Raw genomic sequence first — 14,902 nt, forward strand, 5'->3', positions numbered from 1 at the left:
TCGTGTCTCGGCGATTCTGCTCGCTTACAGTTCGTTCAGCTTCCGCAGGAGTTGGCCGCGGTAGCGTTCGTCGGCTTCGAAGCCTTTCACTTCGAGCACGTTGCGTTCGAGTTTGTCGAGCGCGACGTGGAACGCGTGTTCAGAGCCGTAGCCTTCACCGCTGCCGGCCAGTTGCCCGTGACTCGTGCGGAGGCGAATCTGACACTGGATGAGCGGCGTGCCGCGGAGTTTCTCTTTGTGTTCGTGGAAGCGAACGTGCGCGTGGTGGACGTTCATCCGCTGGTACTTGTTCGCCACCTCGGTGATGGCCGAGACGATGTCGGCGCGGCCGAGCGTCTCCAAGAGGCCGATGTTCGTGACCTGCACGTCCATCTGCTCTTCTTCCGTGAACGTGAGTGCGCGGAGCACGTCGGTCTTGGTCAGCACACCGAGCACCTCGCCGTCGTCGTCTTTGGGCGTGACGACGAGCCCAGCGATGTCGTTTTCGAGCATGCGCGAAACGGCATCACGGACGCTCTCTTCGGGCGTCGCGGTGAGTGCGGGACTCGTCATCAGGTCGTAGACCGGGAGGTCGAGCATCCGGTCGGTGTCACCACGACGGTCCTGTTTCCCCTGTCTGCCTTCGTCGCGAACCATGAACTCGACCAGGTCGTACGTGGTGAGGACGCCTGCGAGGCGGCCGTCGCCGTTGGTGACGGGAAGTCGCGAGATGCCGTGTTCTCGGAGTTGGTTGATGGCTTGCCCGAGGCGGTCACGCTCGCCGATGGTGACGACGTCTTCGGTGTAAATCTGTTCGACCGTCAGCGCGTCGAGGTTCTCGAGGACTGCTTCGAGGATGTCGTTCTGCGTGACGACGCCGTACTGCTCTTTGCCCTCGTAGACAGGGGCGACTTTGGTGTCTCCCTCGACGAGCATGCGCGCGACTTCACGAACGTCCTCGTTTCGGTCGATTTTCGGGACTGCTTTCGTCAGCGCCGATGCTTTCGTGTTGTCTTCGACGTGCGAGTTGATGAGTTGCTTCTCACCGATGACGCCCGCGTACTCGCCGTCGTCCACGACGATGATTCCTTTAGGGTTTTCCCGCTCGAAGATCGAGCGGACTTTGCCTAATCGCTCGTTAACGTCGACCTCGATGAAATCAGGAGTGGCGATATCAGCAATATCCATAATACATCCTGATATACAACGTGTCCTATCTTGAAACTTCGTCCCGTTACCACCCCACAGGAACCAGCGAAATCGCAAGGCGTCGGCGAGTCTCAACGGCCGAATTCACGCGAGAGACGGCCTGTGTGTAACAATGTCACGCACAGTAGCGTTGTCGAAGTGATGTCCGAGAGATATTTCGTCTGTCTCGCTGGGACGGCCGTGCGCGCTAGTGTCCCCGAATGACCACGACTATCGGGTCGATAACGAGACTTATCGTCGTTCATACCAGTTCGAATGTTCTCCTAATTCTGGGAGTAGGGGCTACCTAACCCCTCAAATTCGGACATCTAGCCTCTCCATACTTACACGCTTTCCGACCGTTCATGATTTCAAGAGTATGGCGACTCCTGACAAGAACTCCAAGACAGACCGCTACGATGGCGAGGAATCGTTCCGAGCAGACGGCTCGGGCCGTGCAGCACTGATCCCAACGACCGGCCCAGACGCGATGGCTACGCGTGCGAAGGAACTCCCAGTTCCGGCGGCAGACCGCATCGAGTACGGCCCCGCCGACGTCGAGTCCGAACACGAAGAGCTGGACGACGAAGAGACCGAGGCCCCCGAGACACTCCGTGAGGCAGTCCTCCGCGAGGTCAAGGCGTTCTTCGCAGACATCGACGACGAAACCGCGTTCGCACCGACACCGTCTGACCAATTCATCGAAGAGAACTTCTTCGACTTCTCCTTCCTCGAAGGCGTCGAAGACGTCGAACACTACTGGGTGAACAAACCCTTCGCGTTCGTCTCGATTCTCTACGACCACAAACAGCGAGAACACCGCTACCACGTGAGCGAACCGATCCTCGACCCCTTCGAGACGTTCGTCCGCGACGACCTGACGAAGATTCTCCGAAACAGCCTGCTGTACCGCGACCTCGACCACGATGGCGACCGCGAAGAGGTGTTCGACGACGAGGCACGCGAGATTATCTCTGAGCACGCCGCGACGGTCGAAGATGGCTCGCTCTGGAAGTTGTTCTACTTCCTGCTTCGCGACTTCATCCACTTCGGTCGTATCGACCCCGTGATGCGCGACCCCGGAATCGAAGACATCTCGTGTGACGGTGACGGCGTCCCAGTGTACATCTTCCACGGTGTCTACCGCGACATGCCGACGAACGTCGTCTTCGACGACGGCGACCTCTCGTCGTACACCATCCGCCTCGCCCAACGCGCAGGCAAGCAGGTGACCGTCTCCGACCCGCTCGTCGACGCGAGTCTCCCTGACGGCTCTCGCGTCCAACTGACGCTCGGCTCCGATATCGCGACCCGTGGGTCGAACTTCACCATCCGGAAGTTCGCAGACGAACCGCTGTCGCCAGTCGACCTCGTCCGCTGGAACACCTTCAGCGTCGAACAGATGGCGTACTTCTGGCTCGCCATCGAGAACAACCGCTCGCTCATCTTCGCGGGTGGCACGGGGTCTGGAAAGACCACCTCGATGAACGCAGTGTCGTTCTTCGTCCCCGGACACGCGAAGGTCGTCTCTATCGAGGACACGCGTGAAATCACCCTCCCGCACGACAACTGGATTCAGTCGGTCACCCGTGACACCTTCACGGCCGACGGTCGCGGCGAAGTGTCGATGTACGCGCTCTTGCAGGCCGCCCTTCGACAGCGCCCCGAGTATCTCCTCGTCGGTGAGATTCGGACCGAAGAACGCGTCGCACTGACGTTCTTCCACTCGATAGCGACGGGCCACACCGCCTACACGACGTTCCACGCGGACTCCTCGCAAGGGGTCGTCCACCGGATGCGGAACGAACCGCTCGGCGTGCCCGCACAGATGCTGTCCGACCTCGACATCATCTCCGTCCAGAAGCAGATTCACCTCGACGGCGACCGGACGCGACGCAACATCGCAGTCACCGAAATCACCGGCGTCGACGAAGACGGTGAGGTCGAACTCCGCGACGTGTTCAAGCGCAACCCGACGAACGACGCGCACGAACGCGTGGGCGAGTCGAAGATTCTCGACGAAATCGCGGCCGAACGCGGCTGGACCCAAGCCGACCTCCAGTACGAACTGGACATCCGTGCCGACGTACTCCGCTTCATCGCTGCGCAGGGAATCGACGACTACCGCGCCGTGTCGGCGATGATTCGCCGGTTCGAACGCGACCGTGAGGGCCTCCTCGCCCACGTCTACGCAGAAACGTCCCTCGCAACCGTCGAGCCAGACGACGAAGCAGACAGCGGCGAATCCGCTGCCGATACTGAGTTCGACGAATCGCTCGACGACGAGGAACTCGCCGCCGAGGCAGAAGAAATCCTCTCTGACCTCTTCGACATCGAGGTCGGCGACGCCGACGACTCCACGTCTGCTGACGACGCCGACGACGTCGAGACTGACGCTGCGACCACCGAGGAGACGTCCGAGGAAGACGCTGCGGCGTCTGCTGATGACGACGTGACCAACGGTTCCGACTCGGAGGACGACGATGCCCGCTGATTCGTCGTCCTCGGTGCCGCTGCCCGACTACGAGGTCGAGCAGTACTTCCCACGCGAACACTTCGACGAATCGCCGGAAGACGTCCGTCGCCTCCGCGAGCGCTACGGGTACGTTCGCACGTACTTCAAGCGCCACCCTGCGGGACACCGTGACCTCCAGCGCTGGCTGAACCAGACGCGCATCGGGATGACCTACGACGTCTACCTCACGCAGTCTGTCAAACTGGCGCTCGTCGCTGCAGCTATCGGGTCACTCCTCGGTATCGCCGTGACGTTCGTCCTCGTGCAGATGGGCGTGCTGGCAAACGCCAGCAGTCCAGTGAGCTTTGGTGCTGGCTACGGTCTCATCGCACCGCTCCTCCCGTACAAGGTTCCCATCCTCGGGACCCTTCTCGTCCTCCTCCTCGGAGGACTGTTCGGCGCCGGAACGTACTACGCGCGCTACTACACTCCGCGGAGTCGCGCCGAGATGCGTGGCCGAAGTGTGGACATCCTGCTCCCGCACGCCATCGTCTACATGTACGCCCTCAGCCACGGTGGGATGAGCTTCCTCGAAGTCATCCGCTCTGTGGCCGACGCACCCGACTACGGCGAAGTGTCACGCGAGTTCGAAATGATCGACCGCGACATGGACCTGTTCGGCAACGACCTGTTCACGGCCCTCCGCAACGCGCGGAACCTGACTCCGTCGCTCAACTTCGAGCAGTTCCTCGACGACTTACTCTCGGTTCTCGACTCCGGTGGCGACGTCACCGCGTTCTTGGACCGCGAGTCGTCTACCTACCTCGAAGAAGCACGTGACGAACAAGAGGACTTCATCGAGACGCTCTCGATGCTCTCTGAGGTGTTCGTCGCGGCGTTCGTCGCCGCACCACTGCTGCTCATCGTCACCCTGATGGTCATCAGTTTCCTCGGCGGCAACACGCTCGTCCAACTGTACGCGCTGAACTACCTCATCTTCCCACTGGGGATGGCGTTGTTCTTGCTCCTCATCGACGTGTTGTCGGCCCCGTACACGCAAGATACGGTCCAGACGAAACACGACGTGACGATCGTCGAAGAGCTTTGGATGGCCCTCCACGAGTTCGCCGCCGTCGCTCGGCGTGAACTCCAGCGCGCCCGTGAGGAACGCTGGGGAAGCGACGACGCAATCGCCTCCGACGGCGGCGTCGTCGACGCCCGACTCGACCACTACCGCCGCGCGAACGCGGTCAGCACTCTCCGGGAACTCGTCGGCGACCCACTGGACATCATGCGCCGTCAGCCGTACCTCTCGGCGCTTATCACGGTGCCAATCGCAGTCGTCGCCCCCATCGTCGCCATCGCGCTCGGTCTCGCGACGCCGAGCATCGACGCCATGCTGGCCGACCCGTACAACACGACGGTTTGGCTGGCTGTGCTCCCGTTCGCCATCGTCGCCGTCCCGCTCACCGTGTTCCACGAGCTTCGAACTCGCCGCGAGCGAACTCTCGAACGACGCTTCCCAGACACGCTCAACCTGCTGTCGAGCGCGAACCAGATGGGCATCCCGCTCGTCGAGTCGCTCGCACTCGTCTCTCGGTGGTCGAGCGGCATCCTCGCGGACGAACTCCGCGCGCTCCGAAACGACATCCGCTGGAACTACGACGCGCACTCGGCGCTCATGGCCTTCGCAAGCCGCCTCGGCGTTCCACAGCTCTCGCGGGTCATCCGCCTCATCGCGAGCGGTGGCCGGACGAGTGGTGACCTCTCGCGCGTCCTCAGCGTCGCTGCCGAAGACACGCGAAACCGATACAAACTGGAGAAGTCCCGCCGTCGCGCGATGGGTTCGTACATCGCCATCGTCGTCATGGGATACCTCGTCTACCTGTTCGTCATCCTGATGCTGGGTGCGAGTTACCTCGCGCCCCTCGCCGAGATGACTGCGCCCACGACGGCGTCGAACGGGCAAGCACTCCCCATCGGCATCGGCTCCGTCCCAATCGACAACTTCCACGTGGTGTTCCTCCACTCCGCGCTCATCCAGGCGGTCGGGAGTGGCCTCCTCGCTGGCAAACTGGCCGACAACAGTGCCCTCAGTGGCCTGAAGTACGCCCTCGGACTGTCTGCGCTGGCGCTCATCGCCTTCGCATTGGTGTAAATCCATGACTCACAAAATCCCCTCCAAACACACACAATCGCCACTCAGGCACGTATCGCGCGGGCTCGTCGCACGCTTCGGGAGCGACGGCTCGCACCTCCGAACCGACCAGCGAGGTGCATCTGCCATCCTCGGGACGATGTTCGCGTTCGCACTCGTCGTCTCCGTCGTCGCCATGGTGCAGGTCTCGGCGGTTCCCGCGTGGAACCAACAGACCGAGTTCGAACACCTCCAGACCGTCGAGAGCGAATTCGCCATCTTCGACGAGAACGTCGCCAAGGCTGCTGACGGGCACGCAACCCGGTCGACCATCGACGCCGGCGTCGATTACCCGACTCGGGCGCTGTTCCTCTCGCCTGCAGCAGGCTCCGGAACCCTCCGAACGACGGACGAAGCGGCCGCGAGCATCACGGGTGCCGTCGCGACCGGCGAGACCGGAACGTACTGGGACAGTACCGAACACACCTTCGACACCCGTTCGTTCGTCTACCAGCCTGACTACCGTTACATGCAGGAAAACCCAGCGCTCGTCCACGAAGGCGTCTCGCAGTACACTGCCTACTCGTCGGGCGAAGTCGGTGCGACGCAGTCGCTCGTCGACGGCACTAAAATCTCACTCGTGCTGTTCGAGGGTGACATCAACGTCGGCACCGGTGAGTCGACGACCTTCGGTGTCGTTCCACTGAGCGCTGGAACCGACTACATCACGGTCACGGACACGGGCACGCCGATTACCATCTCCGTGCCGACTCGGCTCTCCAACGAGACGTGGCACGACCTCCTCGCTGACGAACCCAACGTCCAGTCGATTACGTACACGAACGGGACGGACTACAACACCCTGACCGTCGAACTCGTGCCCGGAAAGACGTACGACCTGCAACTCTCGCGCGTCGGACTCGACACGGCGGGAATCCAACAGGAGCCAGCCTACATCGTCGATGTCGAGGGTGACGACGCCGTCGTTCCACCCGGAGCGACACACCGCGTCACTGTCGAAGTACGCGATGCACAGAACAACCCAGTTCCGAACGCTGTCGTCAAGGCGAGTCCAGGACTGACCGACGAGAGCGGTCGCATCGAAGCCCGTGACACCGGAACAATCTCGACTGTCACCGACGCCAATGGCCGTGCGACGTTCACCTACTCGGCGACGGGCAGCATCGACGGTGTCGTCTCCGACGAGTTCGACATCGTCGTCGAAGACTCGTCAGGAACCGAGGTCGACCGGATGACCTTCGACGTGCAACTCCGTGTCGGCGGTACCTCCGACCCCCTCCGTGGGTTGGTCGCTGACATCGACGACCCCGGCTTCGTGTACGCTGACGTGGACGGAAACGGTGAGTTCGACGGGTCTGACTACCAGGTCTCCAACACTGGAACCGGCGACGCCGTCGTCTACGATGCAGGCTCCGACAGACTCGTGGTTCCCCCGAGCGTTGGGACCATCTTCTCTAACGAGAGCGTCTCCCTCTCTGGCAACGGTGTGTCGCTCCACGTCGACGTCGTGACCTCCAGTTCGAGTTCGGGTGACATCACCATCGACGCACGGAGTGGGTCCGTCGCTGGCGTGGGTGTCAGTATCTCCTCGGTACAGAAGGGGAACATCCTCGTCCAAGCAGCCGACGAAATCGACATCTCGGGTGCGTCGGTCAACCAGGCCGACGGGTCGATAACGGTGACCGCTGATGGTGACGTCGACATCGACAATGCAGGGTTGACGACCATCCAATCGGACACGATAACCGTCGAGTCGACTAGTGGGTTCGTCAGCGCTCGGAGCGCCGACATCAGTGGAAACGGAGACGTCGCAGTGGACGGCGCTACGGGCGTCGACCTGACAGGCGGTGGCCTGTCGAGCGTCAAAGACACCCGTGGTCTGTCCGTCGGGTCGTCGAGTGGTGGCGTCAACCTCAACGGTGTCGTCATGCTCGGTGACGGCGGCATCGACGTGACCGCAGAGAACAACATCTACGTCGTCGGTGCCAACATCGCGTCGTCGAAAGGGAACGCCAACAGCGACGTCATCATCACGTCGAATTCCGGGATGGTGAGTGGTCGCGAAGCGGCACTCTCCGCGAAGCACGACATCGTCATCACCGCAGCGACGCGCATCTCTCTGCCGCAGTCGTCGCTAGAAGACAGGGACAACTCCCCTGAACTGAACGCACCCACGGTGGAGGTCTGAGATGCCACGGTTCGCGACGCTATCTCGGTTCACGAAACAGACGCGCGGGACGTCCGAGATCCTCGGCCTCGTCTTCGCGTTCGGCCTCGTCATCTCGGTCATCGCCATCGGCCAACTCGCGGGGGCACCCGCGTGGACTGCTGGGGACGAAGCGGACCACAGCGCGAGCGTCTCTTCCGACATCGCGTCACTCGATGCCGCAATCTTCCGGAGTTCTGGCACCGACGCCAGTGGTCGGGTCGCAATCGACGCGGACGTGTCGTACCCCGAGCGATACCTCGTGGTGTCGCCCCCCGGGAGCGTCGGTAGTTTCCACGTCGACGGAACCGACACCGTGACCATCACAAACGTGACGGCGGCCGGTCCCGAGTCGGTGTTCTGGGACGGAACCAACCGAACCTACACGACGACGTCCATCGTCTACAAACCCGACTACGCCGAACGTGACGAGGCCACGTTGGTCATCGAAAGCGGTGTCTCGTACCTCGAAAACGACGGGTCTGCAGTCGTTCACCGCCAGTCTCTCGTCCGTGGAACCGACGTCTCGCTCGTCTTCTTCGAAGGTGAGCTAGACGGCCACACGACGGGTGGCGAAACGGTGTCGCTGTCACCGATTTCGGTCCGAACCGAAATCCTCCCAGTATACAACGAGGACGAACCGATTCGCATCACCGTACCGACGTTCCTGCCAGAAGACGACTGGCGTGACCTCATGGACGAGGAACCGCACGCGTCAGTCGTCTCCTACACGACGGCCGGTGACCACGCCACCGTGACCATCGAACTCGAAGCAGGCGTCATGTACAACGTCCGTGTCGCTCGGCTCGGCGTCGGCGACCCCGTCAACCCCGACCCGGGTGCGTACGTCGTCACTGAAGCGGGTGAAGATGCTGCCGTCCCTGCTGGTGGCCGTGAGACGCTCGCTGTCCGCGTGTTCGACCAGTACGGGGCACCCGTCGCAGGAGCGACGGTCACGGCACCGTCGTCGACACCGCTCGGTGGAACCGTCGCCCCACTCGGTGGAGCGACTACCGTCACCGACGAGACGGGCCGTGCTCGGTTCTCGTACACCGCTCCCGAGGGAGTCACTGACATCGACCACGACACCGTCACCATCACGCTCGCCGGTGCGAGTGGCCCCGGTTCGACGGTGACTATCCCGTTGGAAGTCCGTGGTGCCGGTGAGACGTACGAGGTTCGGAACGTGGCGATGACGCCAACCGCGACGCCGACACCCACCCCGACTCCGACCCCAACGCCCACCCCAACAGCGACGCCAACTCCAACGCCCACCCCAACAGCGACACCCACCCCAACAGCGACACCCACCCCAACGCCGACCCCAGAAGACAGCTTCGTCATCGACGATGGCTCGGTCGTTCCCTCTGTCGACTTCGTAGGTGACCTCGAACTGCTCGGAAGCGCAATCAAACAAGGCACCACGGACGTCCCTGTGACGGTGTCGTTCGTCGCCGGCGGTGACACACACTCACCGTCGGAGTGGGACAACGTCAACGATGGTCAGCAGCACTCGTTCACCCTGAATGGACACGGTGGAGACGTGATATCCATCGTCGCCGCCGCCGAAGGATACGTCACTGCTGATTCCTCGGCTGACGCACAGCAGGTCGCCGTCCTTCGAAACGGTGACCCAGTCCCCGATATCAAGGGGTACGATGGTCAGCAGGACGCAGAGGAGTTCGTCGCCCCGTACATCAGCGACGACGGACAAACGATGGAACTGGCAGACAACCAGGTCATCTTCCTGTTCGAACTGGGGTCGACGAACCCGAGCGACAACGCCTTCGACATGCAGGACGCCGTCATCCTCGTGACGCTCTGGGAAGCGTAAATGCGCCGGTGTCGGAATCTCCGTCACACGCACTACCTGAACAGAGTTAACAAACCCCACATCGTATCATTTCGCCATGCCGTTCGACTCAGACCGCGTCTCGACTGTTACGTTCGACTCGTACAGCACCCTCGTCGACGTCGACGCCGCCGAAAAGGCGCTTGCTGACCGCGTCGCCGACCCAGAACCCGTCTCGAAACTCTGGCGGGCCCGCTCGCTGGAATACACGTTCGTCGGCAACCACATCGACGAATACCGTCCTTTCTACGAAATAAACCGCGCCGCGCTCCAGTACGCGCTGGATGCGCACGACGTGGGCGTCTCCGAAACCGAACGAGATGAAATTCTCGCCGTCTACCACGAGCTCGACGTGTTCGACGACGTTCGAGACTCCATCGAACGGTTGCGAGACGCTGGCTACGCCTGTTACGTCGTCTCGAACGGAAACCCAGAGATGCTGGACTCGATGGTGGACCACGCGAACATCCGTGACCTCCTCGACGGCATCGTCAGCGCGGACGAGGTCGAGGTGTTCAAACCCGACGCAGAACTCTACCGCCACGCCGCGGCAAGAACGGGGACCGCAATCGACGAGATTGCCCACGTGACCGCCGGGTGGTTCGACGTGATGGGTGCACAGCACGCGGGAATGCAAGGCGTCTGGGTCGACCGGAAGGACTCACCGTGGGAACCGTTTGGGCCGGAACCCGACCTCACGGTGCCGGGGATTACGGCGTTCGTCGACGAACTCGGCGTCTAACTATCGATTCGATCGGTGACGTTCCTCCTCGAGGGACAGTCGCATTCGACAGCGACCACGATTATTTGGCTAGGAGTCATATCTAGTGACATGGAAAAACGGCGAATCAAAGGTGGGTTCCTCGCAGTCGTCGGGTTCATCCTCTCGCCGTTATCGTGGTGGAACGACCTCGTGGTCAACCTCCCGTTAGCCTACGCGTTCGGTATCGCTGTCGCGCTCATCTCACGAGAGTTGTTTCTGCCGGGCGTCATCGCGGGGTACTGGTTGACGAACGTGGCCGGGTTCGTCTTACTCCACAAGGGTGCAATCGACGTCGTCTCCGGTGAGCCAGAGCCGTACACGACCCGACGCTTCGTCAAAGACTTCCTCATCTCGGTCGGCTACACTGTGATCGTCATCGCACTCGTGTGGTTCGGCATCTTGACCATCCCCGACGGAATCTTAGCGGCGCTCGGACAGTGAGTTCGGTTGGTCGTCGAAGCATTCCGCGGTCAGCACCCTAACTGTCGTGTCATGCTGCGTATCGCACATTCGTCGAGCGAGGGCGCTACCACTCTCTGTCTCGCAGTGGGCTGAAAAAAGGTCGATTCGGTGTCCCAACCGGGTCGAATTCGGCGGATGATGGCCGAGATATCCGGTCGAGGTAGTCGTTCGTCTAGCTCTCGCTCGACGTTTCGTTCGTCTCGACAGTCACTTCCGCATTGTCAGTGACTGGCGCGCCGTTTGCCGTGTACGGGCCATCGTCTGCTCCCTCGGAGCTGACGAAGTCGAACTGTTCGTTACCGTTGCTGTCGAAGTGCGGCATCGCCGTGAGCGTCGCGTTCTCCGTCAGTGGTTCGTCGAGCGTTACTGCGATATCCTCCTGTTCACCGGCCGAGAGGTATCCGGATGCACCGATGACAGCACCGCTCTCGTCGTGGATGACGATGAATCCACCTTCAGAGAGGGTCGCACTCGCCACGAGCACTGCAACTCCGGCGGTCGACTGGTCGTTGAACTGGACGGACGCGGTCGCCTCTTCAGCAGGCGGTGCTTCAGTGGTTGGTTCTTCAGTCGTTGGCTCTTCGGTCGTAGGTGCTTCAGTGGTTGGTTCCTCGGTGGTTGGCGTTGCCGTCGGCGTCGCGGTTGGCGTCGGCTCAGCAGCCCCGACAATCACGTTGGCGGTGTCAGTGACTGGTGCACCATTCATCGTGTACGGACCATCCTCAGCCCCTTCGGACGTGAGGAAGTCGAGTTGTTGGTTGTCGTTGGTGTCGAGGTGCGGCATCGCGGTGAGCGTCGCGTTCTCGGTCAACGGTTCGGCAAGGGTCACAGTCACGTTGGACTGGTCACCGGGTTCGAGGTACTCAGACGCACCGACGACGGCACCACTCGCGTCGTGGATTGCGATGAACCCCCCGGCAGAGAGGGTCGCACTCGTGACGGTAACGGTGGTTCCGTCAGAGGTTTGGTCGTCGAACTGCACAGATGCAGTCGGCTCTTCAGCCGGTGGTTCTGGTTCTGCTTGCGCAACGGTCACTGCGGCAGTGTCAGTGACGGGTGCACCATCGACCGTGTACGGACCATCCTCTGCTCCCTCGGACGTGAGGAAGTCGAGGACCTGGTTGTCGTTGGAGTCGACGTGTGCCTGTGCGGTGAGCGTGGCGTTCTCGGTCAACGGTTCGGCGAGGGCCACAGTCACGTTGGACTGGTCACCGGGTTCGAGGTACTCGGTCGCGCCGAGCACGGATCCGCTCTCGTCGATAATTGCGATGTAGCCTCCGTCAGGGAGGGTCGCACTCGTGACAGTGACCGAGTCTCCGTCGGTCGTCTGGTCGTCGAACTGGACCGACGCAGTCGGGACAGGTTCACTGGAGACGGTGAGCGTCGTCAGTTCACCCATGTCCTGTGTCTCGACACCGTGGATGTAGGTGCCCTCTGGGAGTCCGGACGTGCTGACTTCGAAGGTCACCGTCTCGGTCTCGCCGGGGTTGAGTGCCCAGCCGATTCGCTCGACGACGTCACCTTCGAGCCGGAACTCGACGCACTGAATCATCGGTACGGAGTTCGGGTTCGTGATGTCGGCAGTCACCGTCACCGTGTCGCCGGGTTGGACCGTCGACGGTGCGGAGAGGTTACTCACGTCGTACGACGCGAGTGAATCGTTCAGTGGATATGTACACTGCTGGCCCTGTGCTTGTTGTTGAACCTGCGCGTACTGTGTTCCAACAGCCTGCGAATTTGGTCCACCAACCGCCTGTGTCGCCCCTTCAGGCGCCGCGAAGCCGATACCTGTCGCCGCCACAGTGACGACTGCAGCGATGAAAAGTATGGTCGCGATGTGTATTCGTGTGTTCATGTGTCTGCAATGACAGACTACCCAGTCCACAGATAAAAGATGACGAGATTGTTTCACTATCTCGCTGACATAGCTGTTGGTTTACGTGACTGTGTTGCGAAGGTTAGTTGATGGTTGAGGCCTTCACGGGTGCGTATTCGGGGCTCTTTGTGATTTTCCAGTATCAATGATTGTTTCTCTCAGACTGTTTCGATTAACTGTCATTGTGTGGATATAATTCGGGGATTTGACACTCTCTCGTCACTTTATTAAGAGTATCTTGACAAATGAACTGACGAGTTTCGGTGACTCTTTGCTCGGTGGATATGTGCTTCGTCTCCACTGACCAGAGCGATACACGAAAGCCGAGCAACTCCTTCAGCACCGTCGAGAGAATGGATAGGTTAGGGCAGATTCGAACTTTGTGAGACTGTCATCTCACGTGCTCACGCTCGCGTTGCTCGCGTGAACCTCACTCGCAAATCAGAGATTTGCTCGCTGGTTCGAATCTGCCGTCATCATTTTCGATTCCACAGACTCCTCACCTCGCTCACGATGTTCGCTCCGCTCGAAGTTGCGAGGAATCAGAAAATGGGTTGGGGCAGATTCGAACTGCCGACCTGCTCCGTGTGAAGGAGCCGTCATAACCTGGCTAGACCACCAACCCGGCTTCGAACGTTCGTTCCCTGCGCCACCAATTAAGACTTACGTTGTGCCCCAATTAGGGGGCCGCACCGACCTGCTCACTGACTGGTTCGACGAACACGTCGCCGAACCTTGCCGGCCGCCTCTCTGCTTCGAGTGGCTGCCCGGCGAGCCCCATACTCGACGCGTTCGCGGCGTGTCTCTAGGGTGATTTCTTCTTCTTCTTCAGGTTCCGCTTCACGACCCATCCGTTCCATGAGGTCTCTGCGGAACGGTGCTGTCTCCTCGTCGATTCCAGCGTACAGGTGCTCGAATCCACGTCGGAAGTAGTATCTCGCGTCGGTGAAGTGTCGGTTCATACCCTCAGATAGTCTCGCAGACGAGAAAACAATTGTGTTGGTTGATACCGATTGTCGTGATTCTATGAGAGAGCGACACACTTTTGGTGATTTAGGCATACCTAAAACATGGGAATGCCGACTGCCATCGTGGTCGGTCCCGTCAGCGACTGTCCCGCCGGGACGGCGATACCGTGGGCACGCTTCGTCCGTCCCGGTCTCACTATTCCTCCAGAGCGGCCGCGCTCTCAGTAGGTCGGCGACTCTTCAGGGACGCCGTCGCGTCTGTTGACCAACCGAGCGAAGACGAACAGCGCGTCTGACAGACGATTGAGGTAGGCGACGACTTCGGTGTTGACCGGTTCTTCGGCTGCCAGCGAGACGACACGTCGCTCTCCGCGCCGGGATACGGTGCGGGCGTGGTGGAGCTTTGCCCCCGTCTCACTTCCACCCGGGAGGATGAACGACGTGAGTGGGTCGAGTTCCGACTCTGCTTCGTCGATCCACGCTTCGAGGTCGTCGACGTGCTCCGACCGAATCTGCGGGTCGTCTTCGTCCGGGTCGGGGTTGGCGAGGTCCGCTTGGACGATGTGGAGGTGATTCTGCATCGCTTCGAGAACCTCGTCCACGTCGTCGTATCCGGTCGGTCGGACGGTTCCGATGAGTGCGTTCACCTCGTCGACCGTTCCGTACGCCTCGATTCGACTGCTCGTCTTCGACACGCGAGTCATATCTCGCAGGTCGGTCATTCCCTCGTCGCCGCGGCCGGTGTATATCTTCATTGTGCTAGTGTCTGCTCGACGTACTGGATGATGTTCTCGCTCTCGTTCATCGTCACACCACGTGCCTCGTCGACGAGGACGGGAACGGCACGCTGGCCACTCACCCGCTTCACCTCGTCGCGGTCAGAGTGCAACGGTTCGACCCAGTGCGTCTCGTAGTCGATGCCCGCGTCCGTGAGCGCGTCGTGGACTCGGACACAGAACGGACAGCCATCGAGTGCGTACAGAGTGACTCCCATG

At 61.0% G+C, this 14,902-nt stretch carries 11 protein-coding genes and 1 tRNA gene; 6 read left to right on the top strand and 6 right to left on the bottom strand.

Annotated elements, in window-relative coordinates; all coding sequences use genetic code 11:
* Positions 1-24: 24 nt before the first annotated feature.
* Positions 25-1,167 carry a CBS domain-containing protein gene (locus GJR98_RS06590; RefSeq protein WP_151136677.1) on the bottom strand — a complete coding sequence of 381 codons (1,143 nt, stop codon included), beginning with the start codon at positions 1,165-1,167 and terminating at the stop codon, positions 25-27.
* A gap of 379 nt (positions 1,168-1,546) precedes the next feature.
* Here GJR98_RS06590 and GJR98_RS06595 point away from each other — a divergent pair, with 379 nt between their 5' ends.
* The 6 genes from GJR98_RS06595 to GJR98_RS06620 all read left to right on the top strand — a co-directional run bounded on the left by GJR98_RS06595 (position 1,547) and on the right by GJR98_RS06620 (position 11,042).
* Positions 1,547-3,661 (top strand): type II/IV secretion system ATPase subunit, encoded by a 2,115-nt coding sequence (locus tag GJR98_RS06595; protein WP_151136679.1) that lies wholly within the window; start codon positions 1,547-1,549, stop codon positions 3,659-3,661.
* The gene (locus GJR98_RS06600) at positions 3,651-5,780 is read left to right on the top strand and encodes a type II secretion system F family protein (RefSeq protein WP_151136681.1); all 2,130 of its coding nucleotides are present in this window, start codon (positions 3,651-3,653) and stop codon (positions 5,778-5,780) included. The genes GJR98_RS06595 and GJR98_RS06600 overlap by 11 nt, the downstream gene beginning before the upstream one ends.
* 4 nt (positions 5,781-5,784) lie before the next feature.
* Positions 5,785-7,968 (top strand): Ig-like domain-containing protein, encoded by a 2,184-nt coding sequence (locus tag GJR98_RS06605; protein WP_151136683.1) that lies wholly within the window; start codon positions 5,785-5,787, stop codon positions 7,966-7,968.
* A gap of 1 nt (position 7,969) precedes the next feature.
* Complete coding sequence (locus GJR98_RS06610; protein ID WP_151136685.1) at positions 7,970-9,820, top strand: Ig-like domain-containing protein; 1,851 nt, start codon at positions 7,970-7,972, stop codon at positions 9,818-9,820.
* 76 nt (positions 9,821-9,896) lie between these two features.
* Complete coding sequence (locus GJR98_RS06615; RefSeq protein WP_151136687.1) at positions 9,897-10,580, top strand: haloacid dehalogenase type II; 684 nt, start codon at positions 9,897-9,899, stop codon at positions 10,578-10,580.
* Between the two features lie 90 nt (positions 10,581-10,670).
* Positions 10,671-11,042 carry a hypothetical protein gene (locus GJR98_RS06620; RefSeq protein ID WP_151136688.1) on the top strand — a complete coding sequence of 124 codons (372 nt, stop codon included), beginning with the start codon at positions 10,671-10,673 and terminating at the stop codon, positions 11,040-11,042.
* Between the two features lie 193 nt (positions 11,043-11,235).
* Here GJR98_RS06620 and GJR98_RS06625 read toward each other — a convergent pair whose 3' ends face one another.
* The 5 genes from GJR98_RS06625 to GJR98_RS06645 form a co-directional block, all read right to left on the bottom strand.
* Positions 11,236-12,918 (bottom strand): DUF7282 domain-containing protein, encoded by a 1,683-nt coding sequence (locus GJR98_RS06625; protein WP_191965429.1) that lies wholly within the window; start codon positions 12,916-12,918, stop codon positions 11,236-11,238.
* A gap of 571 nt (positions 12,919-13,489) precedes the next feature.
* Positions 13,490-13,564 (bottom strand) — tRNA-Val (locus GJR98_RS06630).
* A 76-nt stretch (positions 13,565-13,640) separates the two neighbouring features.
* A complete protein-coding gene (locus GJR98_RS06635) occupies positions 13,641-13,901 on the bottom strand; it encodes a hypothetical protein (protein ID WP_151136690.1) in 261 nt (86 codons plus the stop codon).
* A 227-nt stretch (positions 13,902-14,128) separates the two neighbouring features.
* Entirely contained in the window at positions 14,129-14,662 is a 534-nt protein-coding gene (locus tag GJR98_RS06640) for a cob(I)yrinic acid a,c-diamide adenosyltransferase (protein WP_151136692.1), read from the bottom strand.
* The gene (locus tag GJR98_RS06645) at positions 14,659-14,901 is read right to left on the bottom strand and encodes a glutaredoxin family protein (protein ID WP_151136694.1); all 243 of its coding nucleotides are present in this window, start codon (positions 14,899-14,901) and stop codon (positions 14,659-14,661) included. The genes GJR98_RS06640 and GJR98_RS06645 overlap by 4 nt, the downstream gene beginning before the upstream one ends.
* Position 14,902 lies beyond the last annotated feature (1 nt).

The organism is Haloferax marinisediminis (assembly GCF_009674585.1).
GTDB classification, from domain to species: domain Archaea; phylum Halobacteriota; class Halobacteria; order Halobacteriales; family Haloferacaceae; genus Haloferax; species Haloferax marinisediminis.

What these genes read in the sequence shown, in the direction of transcription:
- GJR98_RS06635 (WP_151136690.1), bottom strand. Translation starts at nt 13,901, where the DNA reads ATGAACCGACACTTCACCGACGCGAGATACTACTTCCGACGTGGATTC.
- GJR98_RS06615 (WP_151136687.1), top strand. Translation starts at nt 9,897, where the DNA reads ATGCCGTTCGACTCAGACCGCGTCTCGACTGTTACGTTCGACTCGTAC.
- GJR98_RS06610 (WP_151136685.1), top strand. Translation starts at nt 7,970, where the DNA reads ATGCCACGGTTCGCGACGCTATCTCGGTTCACGAAACAGACGCGCGGG.
- GJR98_RS06590 (WP_151136677.1), bottom strand. Translation starts at nt 1,167, where the DNA reads ATGGATATTGCTGATATCGCCACTCCTGATTTCATCGAGGTCGACGTT.
- GJR98_RS06625 (WP_191965429.1), bottom strand. Translation starts at nt 12,918, where the DNA reads ATGAACACACGAATACACATCGCGACCATACTTTTCATCGCTGCAGTC.
- GJR98_RS06645 (WP_151136694.1), bottom strand. Translation starts at nt 14,901, where the DNA reads ATGGGAGTCACTCTGTACGCACTCGATGGCTGTCCGTTCTGTGTCCGA.
- GJR98_RS06605 (WP_151136683.1), top strand. Translation starts at nt 5,785, where the DNA reads ATGACTCACAAAATCCCCTCCAAACACACACAATCGCCACTCAGGCAC.
- GJR98_RS06620 (WP_151136688.1), top strand. Translation starts at nt 10,671, where the DNA reads ATGGAAAAACGGCGAATCAAAGGTGGGTTCCTCGCAGTCGTCGGGTTC.
- GJR98_RS06595 (WP_151136679.1), top strand. Translation starts at nt 1,547, where the DNA reads ATGGCGACTCCTGACAAGAACTCCAAGACAGACCGCTACGATGGCGAG.
- GJR98_RS06640 (WP_151136692.1), bottom strand. Translation starts at nt 14,662, where the DNA reads ATGAAGATATACACCGGCCGCGGCGACGAGGGAATGACCGACCTGCGA.
- GJR98_RS06600 (WP_151136681.1), top strand. Translation starts at nt 3,651, where the DNA reads ATGCCCGCTGATTCGTCGTCCTCGGTGCCGCTGCCCGACTACGAGGTC.